Origin of the sequence: Streptomyces nidicola, assembly GCF_050106155.1 — a bacterium.
In the GTDB taxonomy this organism is placed as follows: Bacteria; Actinomycetota; Actinomycetes; order Streptomycetales; family Streptomycetaceae; genus Streptomyces.
The window spans coordinates 8,481,316-8,501,457 of record NZ_JBNBPI010000001.1; the positions used below are offsets into that span (position 1 = coordinate 8,481,316).

Genomic DNA, 20,142 nt, shown 5'->3' on the forward strand with positions numbered 1-20,142 from the left:
CTCCCGAAGGGCTCCGCCGGACGGATCCTTCGGGAGGCCGGCGCGTTTTCACGGCGCGGTCCTGTGGCGTCGACCGGTCACCGGGCGGGGGCCTCCAGCAGTCCGCGCAACCGGGCCAGGGCGCGCCGCCGCAGCGGGCCGAGCGAACCGCGCGGCAGCCCGAGCAGCCGGCTCGCCTCGTCGTAGCTCGGCGGCGGGTCGGCCAGCAGGACACCGAGCAACTCCTGGTCCCGGCCGGGCAGTTGACGGAAGGCGTCGAGCACCTCGCCGGCCTCGGCGCGGCGCAGGGCCGGTTCGTCCGGGTGCTCCGTCTCCCGTTCGTACGTGTCGAACAGGGGGCTGTCGCCGACCGGGACCAGACGCCTGCCCCGCTGGATGTGCTTGAGGCACTCGCGGCGGGCCGTGGTGGCCAGCCACGCCGCCACCTGGGCGCGTTCCCGCAGCTGCGGGAGGTACTGAACGGCCCGCATCCAGGTGAGCTGGTACACGTCCTGACAGTCGACGGGGGAGAGGCGGTGCGAGCGTGTGATCGTCCACACCATCGGGGTGAACTGGTCCACGAGCCGTACCCACGCCCGCTGGTCCCCCTCGAGACACGCGGTCACCAGATCCGCCACGTCCTCGTCGGCCGGGGCCATGTGTGCCACGTCCGGGTCCCCCGCTCACTCGGGCAGACGGGGGGAGGGACGGCGCACGACCAGGCAGCCGACGTTTCCGTCCGAGGCGAGGGAGGTCACCACGGCGACCTCGCCGTCGTCCCCCTGCTCCTGCCAGGACGCCAGTACCGAGGCGAGCTGGAGCGATCCGCCGGCGCTGAAGGTCTCGCCCAACTGCCGCGTGACCCGCAGGACACGGCCGGGGAGCACCCCCAGCGCCTCCCGCAGGCCCCGCTCCTCGACCCGCTCGAGCCCGACGTGCCCAGTGCACCCGAGGGACACCGCACCGACCTGGCCGGCGGACACCCCGCTGCGCGCCAGGGCCCGCTCGACGCACCGGGCCAACGTCGAGGCCAGGCTGCCGCGTTCCCCACCGGTCGAGGAGACCTCGCAGGCCAGCACCTCGGCCAGGGGCGCACGGCCCGCGGCCTGCGCCGACTCGGGCGGTTCGAGGACGAATACGGCGCAGCCCTCACCGACCGCGGCCGTGGCCGTGAGCGCCTTGGACACATGCCACCCCCAGGCGGACTGCGGGCACAGCTCCTCCACCCCACCGACCAGGACCCGGTCGACATGGCCGCCCAGGATGACGTTGCGGGCGTAGCGGATCGCGTTCAGGCTCGACAGCCGGCCGCCGGCGATCGTGGCGTTGACGCCCCGCAGCTCGGACCTGATGGCGATCTGACCCGCGCAGCAGTTCATGACCGAGTTGGGAAAGAGGTTGGCCCGAACCAGATACGGCTTGTCCTGGATCAGCGTGTCCCGGGAGAACTCGCTGGAGCTGCGGATGCTGCCGGTGCTCGTCCCGATCACGACACCGGTACGCGGCTTGTCGCCGTCCGCCAGCAGCACGGGGAGCTCGCGCAGCGCCCGCGCACACGCAACCAGCGCGAGCTTGGTGGTGCGGTCCAGGTGCCGGATGCCCTTGCCGCCGAGATACTCCTCGGCGTTGAGATCCGCCACGGCGCGCAGGGCGATCGGCGGGAGATCGTCGGCGATCCCCGACAGGTCCGCGGGCGCGGGCTCGTGCGCCGCGCGGGACGGTCGCAGTGTCCCGATGCCGTGCCCGGCCGCGGACAGCACGCCGGTTCCGGTGATGACCAAGGGGGCGACAGTGGTCGTGACGGGTGCGGTCGAAGTACTCACGCCGCCCTCCCCAGGATGGTGATGGCGTTGTTCCCGCCGAAGGCGAAACCATGGTTCTGCACGATGCGGGGAGCGGCGGGTCGCGCGACCCCGGGAACCGGGTCCACCCCAGGACCCAGCGCCGGGTCGGTGCGGCTGACGTTCGCCGTCGGCGGTAAGAACCCCTCGTGCAGGGCGAGGCAGCACATCAGCGCACCGAAGCCGCTGGCCGCGCCCATGGTGTGCCCGATCGCGGACTTGATGGAGCTGATCGGCGGCAGCCGGTCCCCGAACACCTCGCGCACCGCCTTGACCTCCGTCGCGTCGTTCGTCGGTGTCCCGGTGCCGTGCGCGCAGATGTAGTCGATCTGCGCCGGCTCCACGCCCGCGTTGCGGTGGGCGGCACGGATGCAGTCGGCGATGCTGTTCGGGTCGGGGGACACCGGATGCCGGGCGTCGCAGTTGACGCCGTAGCCGAGCACCTCGGCGTAGATCCGGGCGCCCCTGGCCCGGGCGTGCTCCAGCGGCTCGAGGAACAGCGCGACGCCGCCCTCCGCGGTCAGGATGCCGCTGCGGTCCGCGTCGAAGGGCCGGCACACCGACTCGGCGAGGGCGCCGAGGCGGAAGAACCCGGCGTGGGCCCAGCGATTGATGGAGTCCGCGCCGCCGCTGACCATGAAATCCGCCTCGCCGCTGCGCACCATGTCGTAGGCGTAGCCGAGCGCGTAGTTGCTCGCCGAACAGGCTGTGGCGATGGTCTGGGCGTCACCGGTCAGCCCCAGCTCGGCGTTGACCGCGTTCGCGATCCGGTTCGCCGGGACCTTGCGCACGGCGTCCGGGTCGAGGCGCTTGAAACTGTCCTTGACCCACTGCTCGGTGAGCTGCTCGATGACCGCCGACTCACCGCTGGTCGTCCCGATGGTCGAGCCGGACCGTGCCGAGGCGACGACGTGGGGGTCGATGTCGGCGTCCTGAAGGGCCAGCCGGGCGGCCGACGCGGCGAACAGCCCGCTGCGGCCCCACTCCTCGGGGTCGATGCGGCGCAGCACGCTACGCGGTTCAAAGTCGTGCACCTCTCCGGCCATGGTGTACGGGAAGCCGCCGGCGTCGAATCCGCGGATGGGGGAGACGCCGCTGCGTCCCGCGCGGATGCCGGCCGCGAAGGCGTGGGCACCCACCCCCAGGCTGCTGACGGCGCCGAGTCCGGTCACCACCACCCGGCATGACGTGGATTCACGCATTGGGTATCTCCCAGCCGGCGTTACGGGCGACGACGTCGTGGACGGCCGTCAGCGTGACCATCTCCGGCAGGTCCTCCTGCGGAATGGACACACCGAGGTCGAGTTCGATGCGCGCAAGGATCTCCAGTGCCAGCAGCGAGTCCGCGTCGTGGTCGTTGACGAAGTGACTCGTCTCCGTCAGCTCGTCGGGGCCGAGCTCGAGGACCTGGACGACGATCGTCCGCAGCTGCTCCAACTTCTCCGCCTGAAACAGGTTCTGACTGGTCTGAGGCATGATGTTTTCCCTTCGCTGAGAGGTGGGGGACTGTCGTGCGCAGGCAAGGCATCACACGCCGCCGGCCGGCACCGCGGTGGCGGGGCGCAGCCGATGGCGGAGATTCACCAGAGTTGCCTTGGTGAGTGAAGAAGGTGACAGGAAGGACCCGGTCCCGATGAGACGCGAGCCGAACGTGTGGAAGTGCCGGGCCATCCCGGGGTCACGCGCCGCCGCCGAGAACATCAGCTTCTCGACGGGGTTGAAGGGCCGGCCCGAGGCGAAGTCGGAGATCAGGAACTGATAGCCCTTCAGCTTCGAGCGGCGGCCGCGGTAGGCGGCCAGCGAGCGGTCCAGGTCGCCGGCCGCTCGTACGGCGGCCGATGTCTCGTCGACCAGCCACTGCGCGCTCTGCAGCGCCCAGCCGCAGCCCACACCCCACAAGGGGTCGCTCGTCAGCGCCGCGTCGCCGATGAGCGCCCAGCCGGGGCCGGTGGGCCGGCGTGAGATCAGCGGGTAGTTGACGGTTCCCACGATCTTGCCGACGAGTTCGCCCCGGTCCAGATCGGGTGCACCGGGCAGCGACTTCACGAACGCCCGGAAGGAGCCCTCCAGGTCCTCCCGGAACCGGGGGAGGCTGCTCTTCGACGGGATGCACGCCACCAGGGTGATGTCACCGTCGTTCGGCATCGCGTAGCCGACGTCGGGCTCGCGGAACCAGGACAGCGTCACATCGCCCTTCGGGCGTGGCAGTCCCTTGAAGTGGGCGAAGTAGCTGAAGCGCTGGTTGTCGACGCGCTTGGCGGTGGCTCCGACGAGTCGGCCGACCGTGGAGTCCTTCCCGTCGGCGCCGACGACGAGCCGGCCCCGTAGGTCCCGGCGCGCGCCGCCCGACGTCGTGGAGACACCGACGACCCGGCCGCCCTCGGCGAGCACCCGGTCGAGGGTGTGTCCCAGGAGCAGGTCGACGCCGTCGGTGTCCAGGGCGAGCCGGCGCAGGATCGGGTCCAGGGTCTGGCGGCGGACGTTGTACCCGAAGGGCAGGCTGCGCTCGTGCGGGTCGTCCTCGGGGCGGATCCAGCCCCAACGCGTCCAGTAGCGGGCCGAGTTGGGTACCGCGCCCGCGTCCTCCAGCTCCCGGGTCACCCCGAGTTCGGCCAGCGTCGCGTGCCCGCAGGCCTGGATGTAGTGCGTGCACAGCACCTTGTAGGCGGACATGTCGGAGCGGCGCTCCAGCAGGGCGACCCTGGCCCCTTGTCGGGCGTACAGGACGGCCGCGGTGCACCCGGCGATGCTCGCTCCGTTCACGATGACGTCGTACGACTCGCTCATGATTCCCCTCTGTGGGACATGCGGGAGAAGTGGATGTGCGTATCGCGCCCCCCGGGCAGGAGTGCGCAGGGAGACGGATTTCGCAAAGCGCAAGGATCGCCACCCCGACATCGGCGTCAGGGGTGCGGAAATCAGCAGTGAGAGCTTGTCACGCAATTAATGCGTAGCTCGGCAGCCATGAATGGAATGAGGAATTCCAATTGATGGCGCAGGAGGAGGTGACGCCTCAACGCGCCGCACAGAGGGCGGTCTGAAGTGCGCATACGGATCCCACTGCACCCCGAGGGATTTCGTTCGAAATTGAAATATCGGCGGGCGGTATGTGTAGATCTCCGCGCATTGTGCTGGGCCCCCGTGCAAGTCGATTTAGTAGGTACTAACTACTTTCTTCGGCCGAGCCTAACCAGTTTCAGCTTCCACTGTCAAGGTGAACTCAGGTCGCCCCGGAATTGTCAAGAGATGGTCATGTGATTGATTTGTCAGGTCAAATAAATGCTGTTCCGTGGTTACCGCATTGCCGGTCGACCGGGACCGTCAAGGAGCGCCCGAGAGCGCGGACGGACTCGCGGACGACCTCCGGAACCGTCCCCGCCTCCTCGGCGAGCTCATCGAGCAAGGCGTCGTCCGAAGGGGCGCCCTGCGGGGCGGCACTCACAAGGTGATCCCTCCGTCGACCTGGAACGTCTGCCCGGTGATGTAGTCGGCGCGGTCGGAGAGGAGGAACGCGGTGAGCTCCGCGACCGACTCGGGGGTGCCGAACCGGCGCAACGGGACGCTCTTGAGCGCCTCTTGGCGCGCCTTGTCCGTCAGGTCCGCCGTCATGTCCGTCTCGATGAAGCCGGGGGCCACCACGTTGACGCGGATGCCGCTGCGCGCAACTTCCTTCGCCAGCGCCTTGCTCATCCCGATCACCCCCGCCTTCGCCGCGGAGTAGTTGCTCTGCCGGGCGTGGCCGAACACCCCGGCCACGGACGACATGTTGACGATCACTCCCGACCGGCGCTTCATCATGGCGAAGGCGGCGGGCTTGCAGAAGTTGAAGGTGCCGCTGAGATTCGTGTCGATCACGGACCGCCAGTCGGCGGACGGCATGAGGACCATCGGGTTGTCCCGGACGATGCCCGCCGAGTTCACCAGCGCCTGCACCGGCCCCAGTTCGACTTCCGCCTTGGCGAGGAACGCGGCGGCCGCGTCCGGATCGGTGACATCACACACGTCGTGGTGGACGCGCGCCCCGCGCCGTCGAAGGACCTCGGCGACCCGGGCTCCTGCCGTACGGTTCGACTGGTAGCAGAACGCCACGTTGTAGCCGTCGGCGGCCAGACGCTCGGCCACGGCGGCACCGATGCCGCGTGAACCACCAGTAATGACCGCGAGTTTCCGTTCGTGCATCGCCACACTCCTCTTCTCCTGGACCCGGATGCCCGGGCGGGCGTGCGCACGCCCAGCCACACAGAGCCCCGAAGACCGCCGCGAGATACGTGGCGGTGGTGTCGGGTGCGTATAGGCACACCACGGAGCGCGTCGAACAAGGAATTCCCCGGACGCCCGTATCCACGGCGGGCGGTCGCGGCTCTGTCCGCACAAACGCGACTGTTGTGAGGAGTCCGCCGCGATGACCCTGCCTGCCGGGACCGACGTACACGAAGACATGGGGAAAGTCCTGCCCGACGATCTGCCGGAGGAGCTCGGCACCCTGATGCGAGAGGCCGGGCTCGGAGCCGGCGGCCTGTACTGGAAGCTGGGCATTCGGCTCCAGGAGGCCAATGCCCGAGAGGTCGTCGGCGTCATGCCGGTGGAGGGCAACACACAGCCTCAGGGCCTGCTGCACGGCGGCGCCTCGATCGCCTTCGCCGAGACCCTGGCCTCCACCGCGGCCGCCATGTACGCGGGAACCAGCCGCAGCGCGGTGGGCGTCGAGGTCAGCGCCACGCACCACCGCTCCGCCCGCAGCGGAGTCGTCCGTGGCACCGCCCGCGCCTTGCACCTGGGGAGCTCCATGGCCACGTACAACGTGGAACTCACCGACGGGCGAGGGCGTTTGGTGTGCTCTTGCCGGGTCAGCTGCGTGCTCACACCACGCCCTGCCGCGAAGTGAACCGCGGCGCCGTGCCGGGGAGGCGTTCCTCGGCCGGCGTCCTCGTCCGCGGTGCAGACGGCCGCGTACGAAGCAGCAGACATGCGGGCGACGCCACCGGACCGCCTCGTAGGGGTGTGCGGGGCGCGTGGCTCCGACCATCGGCGGGCCCGTACCTGTTTCATGGCCCGCATGTCTGGCACCGCCGTACGCGACGCACACCCGCCCCCACCGCAGGAGCAGTCCCTCGACCGGAAGGGCGGGCCAGGACACACGCTCCTGATGGTGCTCGCCCTCGCGATCCCCGCCGTGAAGGTCGCCTACACGGTGGGCGGCGGCGAGCCCGCACGTGACGTGTTCGTCGGGATGGAGCTGGCCAACTGGCCGGACGTGCTCATCGGCATGCTGCTCACCGAACCCGCCCTCGGCTCGGTGTTCGGCGTCGTGGTGTCCCGCGTCGTGTTCGCCCTGTTCGCCTCGCGCGGCAGCGTGCCGAAGGGGAGCGGGGCGGCTCAGGCGGCACGGCGGGTGGCGCTCACCGTCGTCAATCCGGTCGCCGTGGGCATCATCGCCGCCTGCTTCTACGGACCCTGGTGGGGGCTCGGCACCGGGGTCGTGGCGTACGCGCTGCGGCAGGGGGTCGTGTGGGGGTACCGGGTCGAACAGATGGCGTCGCTGCTGCTGACCGTCGTCGTCCTGCCGCTGCTCGCCTTCGGGTCGGCGGTCGACGGGAAGGCGTGGACGTCGGTCCTGGAGTGCCAGGTGCAGGAAGGCGCCCGGAACACGTCCCAGCACCTCATCGAACTCGGCCGCAAGGGCAACGGTGTCGTCGGCTGGAGCCTCGACACCGAGGAGGTCGTCAACGGCGCCGGCTGCGTCGACACCGGGACCCTGCGGGTGCGCCGCGCCTGGTGGTGACGGGGCGGCGCGCCGGCCTCCATGTACCGGTCGATTCCATCAGTCCCTCATTCGTCCGTCCCGGCACCCGTGGGGGAAGTGGCCGACGGCTGTCGGTGTGCGTCGGCCGGGACGGGGGTGAGTCGGTAGGCGTCGTCGTGGGTGATGACGCGGCCCGCCGTGGGTGGGGCGAAGTGGGTGCCCAGGACGAGCGTGTCCGTGCCGGCGAGCGAGTCGAGCAGCGCGCGGCGCGAGGTCTCGGACCGGTGCGGGTCGATGTCGACGCAGGCGCCGATGGCGGGGTGGGCGAGTTGTACGGGGTGGTGGACGCAGTCACCTGTGATGACCGCCGTGCCACCGCGGCTGGTGAGTTCGACGGCCACGTGGCCGGGGGTGTGTCCCGGCGTGGGGAGCAGGCGCAGGCCGGGGGAGACGGTGAGTCCCTCGGCGGGCACGTCGACGAGGTCGAGCAGACCCGCCTCCTCCACCGGGAGCACGGAGTCCCGGAACATCTGCTCGCGCGCCTCGTCCATCTCGTACGCGGCCCAGAACTCCCGCTCCACGCGGGAGGTCAGATAGCGGGCGCGGGGGAAGGTGGGGACCCAATCGCCGTCCACCAGGCGGGTGTTCCAGCCGACGTGGTCGGCGTGCAGGTGGGTGAGGATCACCAGGTCGACCGAGTCGGGCGGGAACCCGGCGGCGGTGAGGGTCTCCAGGTAGTCGGTGTCCAGGTCGTGCCAGGCCGGGTTGGCGCGCTGCTTGCCGTTGCCGATACCGGTGTCGACGAGGACCCGCAGTCCGCCGACGGTGAAGGCGAAGGTGTGGCTGTCGATACGGAGGGTGCCCTCGGCGTCGGCGAAGTGCGGTCGCAGCCAGTCGTGTTGGACGACGAGGTCCGGGGTGGCGTCGGGCAGCAGCCACGGGCCCGTGGCGGGCGGCAGGGGTGTCTCGTCGATGCGGTGGACGGTGATGTCACCGACGGTCCAGGCGGGGGTGGTGGTCAGGGGAGTGGTGGTCATGAGGGGCCGTCCTTCGAGGTGGCAGGCAACGCTAAAAGCTATGTGTTTGCGTTAGTGGACCTTAAGGGCTACGGTCCACTAACGCAAACGATTAGCGTTTAGTGAGCAAGGGGGAACTGTTCATGTCCGATGCCGACCGGCAGGCCGCAGTCGCGGCCACCGCCGAGCACGTCCGATCCGTCGTCGCGGTCCTGCGGGAGCTGGACTTCGCAGACACCCCGCCCGCCCTCGCCTACCGCGCGGAACGACCGGAAACCCTGGAACAGGAGAAGCCCGTTGCAGCCGTATGAGATGTCCCTGAGCCGAGCCGCCGAGGCGATCGGGGAGCGGGAGTTGTCGCCCGTCGAGCTGGCGGACTCGGTCCTGAGCCGCATCGCGCAGGTGGAGCCGGACCTCGGGGCCTACGTCACCGTCACTGCCGAACGGGCCCGTGAGGCGGCACGCGACGCCGAGCGTGAGCTGTCGGCCGGCCGGCGTCGAGGTCCGCTGCACGGAGTCCCCATGGGGCTCAAGGACCTGATCGACGTCGCGGGCGTGCCGACAACGGCCAGCTCCAGGGTGCGCGCCGGTCATCGCGCGCAGGCCGACAGCGCGGTCGCGGCCCGACTGGCGGAGGCCGGCGCCGTACTGCTGGGCAAGACGCACACGCATGAGTTCGCCTACGGCCTGACCACTCCGCAGACCAGCAACGCCTGGAACACCGGAAGGGTCGCCGGCGGTTCCAGCGGTGGATCCGCCGTCGCCGTCGCCTCCGGCATGGCGACCTTCGCGCTCGGCACCGACACGGGTGGCTCGATCCGCGTGCCCGCCGCACTCAACGGTGTCGTCGGCCTGAAGCCGACCTACGGTCTCGTCCCCCGCCGAGGTGTCACCTCCCTGTCCTGGTCGCTGGACCACGTAGGCCCGATCGCCCGTACCGTCGACGACGCGGCGCTGGTCCTGGGTGCGCTGGTCGGGTACGACCCGGACGACCCGGCCTCGCTCGGCGCCCCGACCACGGACTACCGGCCGGGTCCGGACGAGAGCCTCGCAGGGCTGCGCGTCGGGGTGCCGAGCAATTACTACTTCGACCCCGTCCAGCCCGAGGTGGAGGCCGAAGTGCGACGCGCCATCGGGCAGTTGGAGGACCTCGGTGCCCGGCTCGTCGAGATCGACATCCCGATGGCCCGGTACGTGCAGGCCACGCAGTGGGGGCTGATGGTCCCCGAGGCGACCGCGTACCACGAGCGCACCCTGCGTACGGTCCCCGAGCTCTACCAGGCGGACGTCCGCACCCTCCTGGAGGCCGGTGAGCTGATGCCCGCCGGGGACTACCTTCGTGCCCAGCGCTCCCGGACGCTGATGCGGGAGGAGTGGGCCCGCGTGCTGCGGCAGGTCGACGTGATCGCCGCCCCCGCCGTCCCCGCGACCGCCGTCGAGGCCTCCCAGGAGACGATCACCTGGGCCGACGGCACGGTGGAGGCGGTGTCCGACGCCTACGTACGCCTGTCGTCCCCGGCCAACATCACCGGGATACCGGCCCTGTCCGTACCGGTCGGCCACGACACGGCCGGACTGCCCATCGGCATGCAGCTGCTCGGCCGCCCCCTCGGCGAACGCACCCTCCTGCGGGTCGGACACGCCTACGAGCGGATCCGCCCCGCTCGTGCGCTCGCGCGGGCGGCGTGATGAGGAAGCCGCAGACCCCTGGATGCGTAAGCCCCAGACCCCGGGATGAGGAAGCCGCAGAATCCTAGACGCAATGAATTCGCTTTAGCATGGGTCCCATGAGCAAGCAGATGGTACGTCCCGGTGGGCGCAGCGCCCGGGTCCAGGCGGCGGTGCACGAGGCCGTCCGTGAGCTCGCCGCCGAGGTGGGCCGGGACGCGGTGACGGTGCCGATGGTCGCCCAGCGTGCGGGCGTGACACCGTCGACGATCTACCGGCGCTGGGGCGACCTCCAGGCGCTGCTGTCCGACGTGGCGGTCGAGCGGCTGCGGCCCGAGACGGAGCCGAAGGACCACGGCACCCTCTCCTCCGACCTGACCGTATGGGCCGAGCAGTTCCTCGACGAGATGGCCTCGCCCGCGGGCCGCGCCTACATCCGCGACGCCCTGCTCGGCGACCCGGACGGCAGCAACGCGGGCCAGTGCTCCGCCTACGCCGCAGAACAGATCGACGTCGTCCTCGCCCGCGCGAAGGGACGCGGGGAGAGGACGCCCGACGTCGAGACGGTCATCGACCGCGTCGTCGCACCCCTCATGTACCGGATCCTCTTCCGCCCGGACGGAATCGACGCCGCGTACGCCCGCCGTCTCGTGGCCGAGGTGCTCGGCGCGAGCGGCTGACGCGCGGGCACGGACATGGGCATGGCGGTGTTACACAACCCGGACAGGTCGAAGATCGGCTGATGATGACTGCCCACTTAGGGTCATGGGACAGGGACTTGACCAGTCCATGAAGACCATGACCGGGGGAGCACTTCCATGTCCGTACGTCTCGCACACCGTTCCAGCCGCATCGTCCTGACCGCCGTCGCCGCGGTGTCCCTGTCGGTGGCCGCCACCGCGTGCTCCTCGGGGGCCGCGGAGAAGGACAGCGCCAAGCAGAGCACCTCTATGGGGTCGAAGGCGGACTCCAAGGACGATACGAAGACCGACTCGAACACCGAGGCCGGCACGAAGGCCGAGGCCGCCACCGACAGCAAGTCCGGCACCGGTGCCACGGGTACCGGCACCGCCAAGAAGGAGCGCGTCGGCCAGTCCTGCGGCACCAATGACCTCGACTTCACCGTCGGCCTGGAGTCGCAGGCCGGTGGCTACTTCCTGCTCACCGCGAAGGCCAAGCCGGGCATCACCTGCTACCTGGAGGGCAAGACCGCCGACGTCGCCTTCGGCTCCTCGCCCGACAGCCACGCGGGGCCCGCCGAGCAGGCCGTCAGTGACACCGTCAAGCTCTCCGGCTCCACCAAGGCCTACGCGGGTGTCAACCCCAAAAGCAGCGGAAGCAACGGCGGCGTGGAGTTCGGGCAGATCATCATCTCCGTCGGAGACACCGGGATCGACCCCGTCTCGCTGAAGCTCCCGGAAACCGCCGTCGTGGACCGGCCCGAAGCCACCAACTGGCACGCCGACCCCGCCGACGCCGTTCCCTTCAGCTGAGCTTCGGCGCCCGCACCGTCCGCCCCACCTCCGCCCGCAGCTTCACGAACTCCGGCAGCCCCCGTGTAGCGATCTGGTCGCGCTCCACGGGGAGTTGGACCCGTAGATCGAGGGCGATGCCGGAGTCAGGGGCGGGCGAGAGGGCGACCACACGGTCGCCGACATAGACACTCTCGTCGATGTCGTGCGTGACGAACACGATCGTGGTGCCGTCCGTGCGGTGGACGTCGAGCAGCAGGTCCTCCAGGTCCTCGCGGGTCTGCGCGTCGAGGGAGCCGAAGGGCTCGTCCATGAGGAGCAGCGACGGGCGGACCACCAACGCGCGGGCGATCGCGACCCGTTGCTGCATGCCGCCGGAGAGCTGCCAGGGGTGGCGGCGGGCCGAGTCTTCGAGGCCGACGCGTGCCAGGATGCGATCGGCCGCGGCCCGCCGTTCGGCGCGGCGCAGGCCCTGGCGGCGCAGCGGCAGCGCCACGTTGTCGCGGACCGTGAGCCAGGGCAGCAGGGAGCGGCCGTAGTCCTGGAACACGACCGCGAGGCGGTCGGGCACCCCGGCGACCGGTGTGCCGTCGACGGTGATCGTGCCCTCCTGTACGGGGAGCAGCCCCGCGATCGTGCGCAGCAGCGTCGACTTTCCGCAGCCCGACGGGCCCACGACGCACAGGAGTTGACCGTCCGGCACGGTCAGGGACACATCGTGCAGGACGCGGTGGGAGCCGTAGGACTGGCTGATGCCGGTGAGGCGGAGCATGCCGGGCCCTCACCCGGCCCATGGTTCGTAGAGCGTGCCCTCGGTGCCGGCGACCTTGAGGTGCAGCAGGTGGGGCCCGTCCTCGTCACCGAGGTGTGTCACCGCGCGGTCGAGGGCCTTGCCGAGATCATTCGGACGGTCCGCGTAGTGGGCCGCGCATCCGAAGGAGGCGGCGAGTCCCGCGAATTCGATGCCGCCGATGTCCGTCCCGGGCGCGGGATCGATGCCGATCCGGCGGCCGAGCGCACGCACCGCCCCGTAGCCGCCGTTGTCGAGGACGATGAACGAGACCGGTGCCCGGTGCCTGGCCGCCGTCCACAGTGCCTGCACCGAGTACATCGCCGAACCGTCGCCCAGCACACACACCACGCGCCGGTGGTCCGCGAGCGCCCGGCCGACGGCCAGCGGCAACCCCCAGCCGAGGGCCCCGCTGCCCGTGGTGAGAAAGCCCCCGGAGCGGTCGACCGGGACGCGGGCGTGGAATGCGTCGCGATGGCTGGGGGCCTCCTCGACGAGCACGCGGTCGCGGGGCAGGCGCCGGTACAGCTCGTCGAGGACCAGTTCGGGCGTGAGGTGACTGCTGTCCGCGACGCTCACCGGGTGCGGCCGGACGCGCGGCGGAGGTGGTTCGCGGTCCGACTCGCCGACGAGTGCCGCGAGTTGGGTCAGTGCCGGGCGCAGGGTCGTGACCAGGCTCGTGCCCGTGGGTAGCCATGCCGCCTGGGCCGGGTCGCAGTCCAGGTGGAAGAGTTCGGTGCCGGGCGCGAGGGGTGGGCTGTCGTCCACCACGTGGTACGTGAACACCGGCGTCCCGAGCGCGACCACCACGTCGTACGGTGCGAGGCGCGCGGCCAACTGGCCCGCCACCGGCGGCAGGAAGCCCTGGAAGAGCGGATGCGACTCGGGGAATCCTGAGCGGCCGGACAGCGGGCTGATCCAGACGCCTGCCCGGATCCGCTCCGCCAGCGCGAGGGCTTCGGGCAGCGCCGCCTCGTCGTCCACTCCCGGGCCGACGATCAGCGCGGGGCGGGCGCAGGTGTCGAGGCGGGCGGCGAGCGCGGCGAGAGCGTCGGGGCTCGCCGTGAAGTCGGCGTGCACCGCCCTTGGTTCGACCGGTTGAACCGCCGCCCGGTCCCAGTCGTCCTCCGGCACGGACACGAACACCGGACCGCGCGGATGGGTCATCGCGACGCGGTGCGCCTCCGCGAGAACGGCCGGGACGTCCTCGGCACGCTCCGGCTGACGGGAGAACTTGACGTAGGGGCGCGGGAATTGGGCCGGTTCATCGGCTCCGAGGAAGGGGCGCAGCTGGAGCAGGGAGCGCGCCTGCTGCCCGGCGACGATCACCAGCGGCACCCGGTCCCGGTAGGCGTTGAAGACGGCGCCGAGCGCGTTCCCGACGCCGCCCGCCGAGTGCAGACTCACGAACGCGGCGTGCCCCGTGCCCAGGCTGTGCCCCGCCGCCATGCCCACGGCCGTGGACTCCTGGAGGCCCAGGACGTAGCCAAAGTCGTCGGGCCAGTCGCGGAACATGCGCAGCTCCGTGGAGCCCGGGTTGCCGAAGACCGTGGTCATGCCGGTGGCGCGCAGCAGCCCGACGACCGCGTCCCGCACCGTGGTCGGCGTCCCGCGGGTGGCCTCGTCCGTCGTCGTCATGCCGTCCTCCCTGTGCCGATTACGCGCTTCTCGATGACCAGCAGGCCGGTGTTGAGCAGATAGCCGAGGACGCCGAGCAGCGCCAGGGCCGCCCACACGGTGAGCAGGTCCGAGCGCGACTGGGCGTCGGTGAGGATGAAGCCGATGCCGTTCTCGGTACCCGGCAGCAGCTCGGAGAAGACCATGAGGATCAGGGCGAGCGACAGGCTGAGCCGCAGTCCGGCGAAGATCCGGGGCAGCGCGGACGGCACGATGACGTACCAGAGCCGCTCGGCCGTGGTCAGCCGCAGCGCGGCGGCGACCTCGAGGCGCAGCGGGTCGGTGTTGCGGGCGCCCTCCGCGGTGTTCACGAGCACCGGCCAGACGGCGCTGAACACGATCGACGTGATCTGCATCGGCGTACCGAAGTCGAGGACCACGACGAAGACCGGGACCAGGGCGGGCGGCGGCATGGCCCGCGCGAACTGCAGCACCGGTTCGCACAGCGCGTACACCCGCCGGGAGCGGCCGATCGCCACCCCGAGCACGATCCCGGCCAAGGCCGCGAGCAGGAAACCCGCCGCCATCCGGCCGAGGCTCGGGCCGATCGTGTCGAACGCGGCGTCGGTGAGGAACACATGGCGGACCGGTCCGGAGAACCACAGTTCGTACGCATGGTCCGCGATGCGCGAGGGGGGTGGGAAGAAGACACTGCCGTGCGCGCGGGCCGCCACCTCCCAGAGCGTGACGGCGAGCACCAGGACGGGCCAGCGCAGCAGGGCTCCGGACGATATAACCGGCCTACGTGACCGGCGAGTTGGCGCCTGTACCGTCCGCGTCATGCGCGCACCGCCCGCCGTTCGGGCGTCCACGGGAACAACCGCCACTCGCCCCACACCAGTACGCCGTTGATCAGCAGACCGAGCACGCCCGCCCACACCACGCCCGCGAGCACGTCCCGGTTGCCGTCCGTGGCCTGTTGGGCCTGCGCGATGAAGATGCCGAGGCCCTCGCCGAACCCGGACAGCAGCTCCGTGGCGACGGCCACGACGAGCGCGACGGCCGCCGAGATGCGGATGCCGGCGGCGATGAACGGCGCCGCGCCGACCAGTTCGACGCGCAGCAGCACCTCGGCCCGGCCGAAGCCGAAGGCGCGCAGCGTGTCCTTGGCCAGCGGCTCGCTCTCCCCGAGGCCGTACATCGTGTTGAACAGGATCGGCCACACCGAGGCATACGTGACGAGCGCGACCTCCGTCTGCGTGCCGGAGCCGAGCAGCAGTGACACCAGCGGGATCAGCGCCACGGACGGCAGGGGCCGCAGGAACTCCACGATCGCGCGCACCGCGGCGTCGACCACGGGCACGCTCCCGAGCAGCAGCCCGGCCGGTACCGCGATCGCACACGCGAGGGCGAGCCCGAGCACCCAGGCGCGCAGCGTGGCGCCGACCCCGTCGAGGAACACCGGGTCGCCCGCCAGCTCGACGGAGCGGGCGAGAATATCGGACGCGGGCGGCAGGTACTCGCGCCGCACGAGCCCCGCGCGCGACACCGCCTCGCACACTCCGAAGGCCAGCAGCACGCCGAGAATGCCGAGCCCGGCGTCCCGGCGGCCGCGCCCGTTCACTTGACGACGAGTGTCGAAGGGTCGACGTCCTTCTTCAACAGCCCCTGTTTCCGCATGAGTTCGGTGAGACGGCGGAGCTGATCCGGATCGGTCTTCGGCGGATACGCCGGCAGCCCCATCGACCTGGCCTGCGCGGCCTTGACCTTGCTGTACGTGGGCACCACCTTGCGGACGGCGGAGGGATCCTCGTCGGCGATCCTCGAGGCGGCCTCGATGGCGCGCTTGAACTTGGCGGCCGTGTCCGGGTTCTGCTTCGCGTACCGGGCGGTGGTGACGTATCCGCTGATGGGCAGCGACTCGACGGGGCTCGCGGCGCCGTCGATGAGGACCCTGGCCTTGAGGTCGCTCTGGATCGCGCTGTCGAAGGGCTCCACGACATGCACCGCGTCGACCTGGCCCTTCTCCAGGGCTGCGCCCATCTGCGGGAACGCGATCTGCCGGTACGCCGGTTTCCCGGCTCCCTGCTTCTCCAGGATCGCGTCGAGGGTCAGCGTCTGGATGTTGTTCAGGATGTTGACGGCGACCTTCTTGCCCTTGAGGTCGGCCGCGTTCTTGATGGGGGAGTCCTTCGGCACCAGGACGTCCATCATGTGCGGCGCCGTCCGCACGCCCTCCGCGAGGATGCGCACGTCGAGCGTGCCCTTCTCCTGGGCCTGCAGGAAGGTCACGTAGTTCGCGCTCGCGATCACGTCGACCTGCCCCTTGGACAGGGCGGGCAGCGCCTGGATGCTCTGCTGAACGGGCTGGATGCGGACATCCAGCCCCTCCTTCTTGAACAGCCCCCGGTCGCGGGCGATGTACAGCGCGGCGGAGTCCGTCAACGGCAGCGCGGCGACGGTGACTTGGGAGTCCTGGCCGGCGCCGGAATCGTCCGAACCGCCGTCCCCGCACGCCGTCATCAGTAAGGCAAGTGTGGTGACGGCCACCGCCGCACCACCCGTTCGCGTCTTCACCTGACGTAACGTCACGATCATTGCTTATCAGGTGATTGACGATGATCGCCACAGGGCCTGCGCCGCCGTCACCGGATCATGGCTGGTCGCGGCGGAGCAGCAGATTCATGGCGGTGAGGGTCAGCACGGTCTCGCCGTGTTGGTCGAGGACCTCGACGTCGGTGTGGACGAGGCCCCGGTCGGGCTTGCTGCGCGAGGGGCGGGCCGAGCGGACCGTCGTGCGGATCGAGAGGCTGTCGCCGGGGCGGACCGGGCGCGGCCAGCGGAGTTCGTCGATGCCGGGGGAGGCGAGGCTCGCGACCTTGCTGACGTAGTGGTCGGCGTACAGGCGCATCATCACCGAGGCGGTGTGCCAGCCGCTCGCGATGAGCCCGCCGAAGGGGCCGGTGGCGGCGGCTTCGGGGTCGGTGTGGATGTCCTGCGTGTCGAACTCGCCGGCGAAGCGGAGGATGGCCTGTTCGGTGACGGTGATGCTGCCGTAGGTGTACGTCGCTCCGGGAACGTAGTCCTCGAAGTACCGCTTCTCGATGGGGGTGTTGAAGTCGGGGCCGATGGCGTGCGTCGATGGGGTGGTCATCGATCGCACGTTAGTCGACGGGCGCGCCGATCACGCGGCGGACCGTCGCAGACGTGCACGTCGGCGTGCACGTCGTGGCGGGCCGGTTACGCGTTGCCTCCGCCGCCGAAGCGGTGGCGGAACTCCTCGGCGAGAGTGCCGCCGGCCGCCGCCACCAGCTGCCCGACGACCGGGTGGATGACGAGGCTGGTGACGGCGCCCGCGAGCGCGGGGAGATGGCGGGAGAACCAGCGGCGTACGTACTCCATGGTGGAGAGGTCGGGTTCCGGCGCGGTCGCGGACTCCTCCAGCTCGTCGAGGAGTTCACCCGCACGGTCCGGGGCGTCGGCCGGCAGCAGTGCGCGGACGCGGGCGAACTCGGCGCGCAGCTCGGCCAGTTGCTGCTCGGTCACGGCGGCCGGCGCGCCGGCCCCCTCCACCCGGGAGACGGTGTTGTCGCGGCCGACGACGACCTGGCCGAAGACACCGCCTTCGGTCCGGATCTCGTAGTGGTCGCCGCCTGGTGTGTGGGGCATGAGGTCTCCTCAGTCGATGCCCGGGCCGGGCTCCAAGGGCGCGGGTGAGGGGGGTGGGGTGAGGTCATCGGTGGAGCCGGGCGGGTCGGTGGGGCCAGTGGGGCCGGTGGGTCCGGTCGGTCCGGTCGGTCCCGTCGGGCCGGTCGGTCCTGTGGGAACGGCGAGAGCCGTCCCGGTGACGTGCATGGTGACGTCCGGCTGCCCCGCGTCGTCGGGCATCGTGACCAGTGCGTTGTACGGGCCTGGTTTCTTGGGAGCGAAGGTGACCTGGAAGACGCAGTCCCGGGAGGCGCCCGCGGGCGGGCACGAGGTCAGGGCGGTCTTCCAGTTGGCGGGATCGTCGGCCTTCAGGGCGCGCTCGTCGTCGCACTTGAGCCACGAGGTGAAGTGGACGGTCTCCGTCTTCGTGGCGCCGACCTTGACGGCGCCGAAGTCCTGTCCGGGCAGACCGACCGCCGGACAGTCGTCCGAGCCCGACGGAGGTATGGCGGCGCGCGGGCCGGTGGGGGCGGTGGACACGGGCGACGACTGCTGCGACGGGCTCTGGCTCGTGGGCGAGTCGGTGGGGCTCGCGGGCGGGAGCTGCGTCAGGGGAGAGGTGATGCTCGGGGTGTCGTTCGCCACCACCGGAGTGCCGCCTCCGGGCAGAGCAGCCACCCCGGCCGCCACGCCCGCCGCCACGAAGACGCCACCGGCACCCACCGCCACGGGGTGCGACGAGACGACATGGCGCACGGAGTGGCGTGCCCGGTGGATCCCCCGCCCCCGTGGCCGGGGAGGACCCGCACCGCTGCCGAGCGGACTGCCGCCGCCGGGCTGACCGCTCGGGACGGACGGGCCGCCCTGGCCGGGGCCCGGTAGTCCCTGGCCCCCGACCCCACCACCGCCCCCGCCGCCCGCGTGCGCCGCCGCGTACCCCACACCCCCGCCGCCACCGACGAGCCCCGACGAGGCCGTGCTCAGCGCGACGACCCGTACGTGCACCTCGTGGGCGAAGTACGACTCGTCCGCCGCGGCCCCCAGGAACTGGGCCGCCGCCCTGCCGTAGCGCAGGACCTGTCCCCATACGCCCCAGTGCAGCGACAGCGCGAGCAGCGGGGCCGCGGCGCGGGCGAGATCCCGCACGCCCCGGTGGTCCTCGATCATGGCCAGATTCCCGAGGACCCGGCGGATCGCCGCGGCTTCGGCGCATGCCTCGTACCGGGTCGCGCGGGTCCGCAGCCAGTGGGTGAGGGCGGGCGCGAGCTGGGCGGCGGCGGGGAGCATCCCGGCCTGCTGGGCGACCAGGACGGCGAACGGGCCACAGGAACAGAGGTTGTCGCCGTCGACCTCGACCAGTCGCAGCGCGGTGAGCTCGGCGAGCGCCGCCGGATCGGGGCGTATCCCGAGCGCCGACAGCAGGACCGGCGACGCGGGCAGCGGGGCGAGGGTGCACAGCGGTCGCAGCAGCCCGACCGCCCGCTCCGAGAGCCGGGCGACGATGCCGACGGCGAGGGCGGTGTCGTCGACCGGGAAGAACCCCGGAGGCCATGGCGGGCCGCCGCCGACCTGGCCCGGTGCGCTCCGCCCCTGCGCGGCGTGGAACGCGGCGGCCGCTTGCAGGATGGTCTGCGGATGCCCGTGGACGGCCGTGACCAGGTGCCGGGCGGCGTCGGCCGCGGGCCCGCCGGGGTGGTGTCCCACCTCTCGTACCAGCAGCTCGAACGCGTGCTGTTCGTGCAGTCCGTCGAGCCGCAGGGGCCGGGCCTCGGGCCGCTCGATGCGGTCCACGGCGGCCGTGAGCAGCCCGCAGCCCGGTGTCGTCTCGATCAGCAGGCCCAGGTCGTCGGGGGAGACCTGGAGGTCATCGACGACAAGCACGACTTGCACGGCACCCAACAGCTGCCGCAGCGTGGCGGGTTCTGGCTTGTAGCCCTCGCAGGGACGGCCGTCGGGAAGCTCGTAGCAGGCCTGGAAGATCTCCTGGAGCAGGTCCTCCGTCGTCCTGTCGGCGGCGTGGAGATGGAGAACGGGACGGCCCAGCGCGAGCTGCTCGGCGGCGCAGCGGCGCAGCAACGCGCTCTTGCCGATGCCGGGCGGCCCGAAGACCTGAACCCGCCTCCCCGCCCCCAACCAGCCGCAGATCGCCGCGAGTTCGCCGTCGCGGCCGACGAGCGCCTCGCCCTGTCCACGCAGCGCGGAACCGCCCGGGTATGGGCGGTGCCGCAGCCTCAGCTGCGGTGGCCCCTCGGGCCGGTAGGCGACGTACGCCCCCTGCTCGGCATTGATGACGACGTTGTTCCGCCCGACGACGACTTGCCCGTTCACTTCCCCACGCACGTCGACCCTGCCCACATCCCCCATGGGC

21 protein-coding genes are annotated in these 20,142 nt (G+C 71.2%); 6 read left to right on the forward strand and 15 right to left on the reverse strand.

Annotated elements, in window-relative coordinates; genetic code table 11:
* Positions 1-77 precede the first annotated feature (77 nt).
* From ACOKM3_RS38335 to fabG, 6 genes are all read right to left on the reverse strand, one after another.
* Positions 78-638 (reverse strand): RNA polymerase sigma factor, encoded by a 561-nt coding sequence (locus ACOKM3_RS38335; protein ID WP_426907002.1) that lies wholly within the window; start codon positions 636-638, stop codon positions 78-80.
* Positions 639-662: 24 nt separating this feature from the next.
* Complete coding sequence (locus ACOKM3_RS38340; RefSeq protein WP_426905878.1) at positions 663-1,802, reverse strand: beta-ketoacyl synthase N-terminal-like domain-containing protein; 1,140 nt, start codon at positions 1,800-1,802, stop codon at positions 663-665.
* Positions 1,799-3,022 carry a beta-ketoacyl-[acyl-carrier-protein] synthase family protein gene (locus ACOKM3_RS38345; RefSeq protein WP_426905880.1) on the reverse strand — a complete coding sequence of 408 codons (1,224 nt, stop codon included), beginning with the start codon at positions 3,020-3,022 and terminating at the stop codon, positions 1,799-1,801. Before ACOKM3_RS38345 ends, ACOKM3_RS38340 begins: the two co-directional genes overlap by 4 nt.
* Positions 3,015-3,296, reverse strand: coding sequence for an acyl carrier protein (locus tag ACOKM3_RS38350; RefSeq protein ID WP_426905881.1), 282 nt, complete (start codon positions 3,294-3,296; stop codon positions 3,015-3,017). The genes ACOKM3_RS38345 and ACOKM3_RS38350 overlap by 8 nt, the downstream gene beginning before the upstream one ends.
* Positions 3,297-3,347: 51 nt before the next feature.
* On the reverse strand, positions 3,348-4,607 hold the full coding sequence (locus ACOKM3_RS38355; protein ID WP_426905882.1) for an NAD(P)/FAD-dependent oxidoreductase: 1,260 nt from the start codon (positions 4,605-4,607) through the stop codon (positions 3,348-3,350).
* A gap of 651 nt (positions 4,608-5,258) precedes the next feature.
* A complete protein-coding gene (gene fabG / locus ACOKM3_RS38360; RefSeq protein ID WP_426905883.1) occupies positions 5,259-5,999 on the reverse strand; it encodes a 3-oxoacyl-[acyl-carrier-protein] reductase in 741 nt (246 codons plus the stop codon).
* A gap of 223 nt (positions 6,000-6,222) precedes the next feature.
* Here fabG and ACOKM3_RS38365 point away from each other — a divergent pair, with 223 nt between their 5' ends.
* Positions 6,223-6,705, forward strand: coding sequence for a PaaI family thioesterase (locus ACOKM3_RS38365; RefSeq protein WP_426905884.1), 483 nt, complete (start codon positions 6,223-6,225; stop codon positions 6,703-6,705).
* Positions 6,706-6,876: 171 nt separating this feature from the next.
* Positions 6,877-7,602 carry a hypothetical protein gene (locus ACOKM3_RS38370; protein WP_426905885.1) on the forward strand — a complete coding sequence of 242 codons (726 nt, stop codon included), beginning with the start codon at positions 6,877-6,879 and terminating at the stop codon, positions 7,600-7,602.
* A 47-nt stretch (positions 7,603-7,649) separates the two neighbouring features.
* On the opposite strand, the gene ACOKM3_RS38375 is transcribed toward ACOKM3_RS38370, so the two are convergent.
* A complete protein-coding gene (locus tag ACOKM3_RS38375; protein ID WP_426905886.1) occupies positions 7,650-8,600 on the reverse strand; it encodes an MBL fold metallo-hydrolase in 951 nt (316 codons plus the stop codon).
* A gap of 122 nt (positions 8,601-8,722) precedes the next feature.
* Between ACOKM3_RS38375 and ACOKM3_RS38380 the strand changes: the two genes are divergently transcribed.
* The 4 genes from ACOKM3_RS38380 (at position 8,723) to ACOKM3_RS38395 (ending at position 11,740) form a co-directional block, all read left to right on the forward strand.
* Positions 8,723-8,890, forward strand: coding sequence for a hypothetical protein (locus ACOKM3_RS38380; RefSeq protein WP_426905887.1), 168 nt, complete (start codon positions 8,723-8,725; stop codon positions 8,888-8,890).
* On the forward strand, positions 8,877-10,268 hold the full coding sequence (locus tag ACOKM3_RS38385; RefSeq protein WP_426905888.1) for an amidase: 1,392 nt from the start codon (positions 8,877-8,879) through the stop codon (positions 10,266-10,268). The genes ACOKM3_RS38380 and ACOKM3_RS38385 overlap by 14 nt, the downstream gene beginning before the upstream one ends.
* Positions 10,269-10,357: 89 nt before the next feature.
* Complete coding sequence (locus tag ACOKM3_RS38390; RefSeq protein ID WP_426905889.1) at positions 10,358-10,927, forward strand: TetR/AcrR family transcriptional regulator; 570 nt, start codon at positions 10,358-10,360, stop codon at positions 10,925-10,927.
* A 138-nt stretch (positions 10,928-11,065) separates the two neighbouring features.
* Positions 11,066-11,740, forward strand: coding sequence for a DUF4232 domain-containing protein (locus ACOKM3_RS38395; protein ID WP_426905890.1), 675 nt, complete (start codon positions 11,066-11,068; stop codon positions 11,738-11,740).
* Here the strand turns inward: ACOKM3_RS38395 and ACOKM3_RS38400 are convergent.
* The 8 genes from ACOKM3_RS38400 to ACOKM3_RS38435 form a co-directional block, all read right to left on the reverse strand.
* Positions 11,733-12,491 carry an ABC transporter ATP-binding protein gene (locus tag ACOKM3_RS38400; protein ID WP_426905891.1) on the reverse strand — a complete coding sequence of 253 codons (759 nt, stop codon included), beginning with the start codon at positions 12,489-12,491 and terminating at the stop codon, positions 11,733-11,735. The genes ACOKM3_RS38395 and ACOKM3_RS38400 overlap by 8 nt on opposite strands.
* 9 nt (positions 12,492-12,500) lie before the next feature.
* Complete coding sequence (mdlC, locus tag ACOKM3_RS38405; RefSeq protein ID WP_426905892.1) at positions 12,501-14,147, reverse strand: benzoylformate decarboxylase; 1,647 nt, start codon at positions 14,145-14,147, stop codon at positions 12,501-12,503.
* Complete coding sequence (locus tag ACOKM3_RS38410; RefSeq protein WP_426905893.1) at positions 14,144-14,884, reverse strand: ABC transporter permease; 741 nt, start codon at positions 14,882-14,884, stop codon at positions 14,144-14,146. The genes mdlC and ACOKM3_RS38410 overlap by 4 nt, the downstream gene beginning before the upstream one ends.
* Before the next feature lie 80 nt (positions 14,885-14,964).
* The gene (locus tag ACOKM3_RS38415) at positions 14,965-15,750 is read right to left on the reverse strand and encodes an ABC transporter permease (RefSeq protein WP_426905894.1); all 786 of its coding nucleotides are present in this window, start codon (positions 15,748-15,750) and stop codon (positions 14,965-14,967) included.
* Positions 15,747-16,703 (reverse strand): ABC transporter substrate-binding protein, encoded by a 957-nt coding sequence (locus tag ACOKM3_RS38420; protein WP_426905895.1) that lies wholly within the window; start codon positions 16,701-16,703, stop codon positions 15,747-15,749. The genes ACOKM3_RS38415 and ACOKM3_RS38420 overlap by 4 nt, the downstream gene beginning before the upstream one ends.
* Positions 16,704-16,779: 76 nt before the next feature.
* Entirely contained in the window at positions 16,780-17,280 is a 501-nt protein-coding gene (locus ACOKM3_RS38425) for a MaoC family dehydratase (protein ID WP_426905896.1), read from the reverse strand.
* An 86-nt stretch (positions 17,281-17,366) separates the two neighbouring features.
* Positions 17,367-17,795 (reverse strand): hypothetical protein, encoded by a 429-nt coding sequence (locus ACOKM3_RS38430; protein ID WP_426905897.1) that lies wholly within the window; start codon positions 17,793-17,795, stop codon positions 17,367-17,369.
* A 9-nt stretch (positions 17,796-17,804) separates the two neighbouring features.
* Positions 17,805-20,102 (reverse strand): P-loop NTPase family protein, encoded by a 2,298-nt coding sequence (locus ACOKM3_RS38435; RefSeq protein WP_426905898.1) that lies wholly within the window; start codon positions 20,100-20,102, stop codon positions 17,805-17,807.
* Positions 20,103-20,142: the final 40 nt, after the last annotated feature.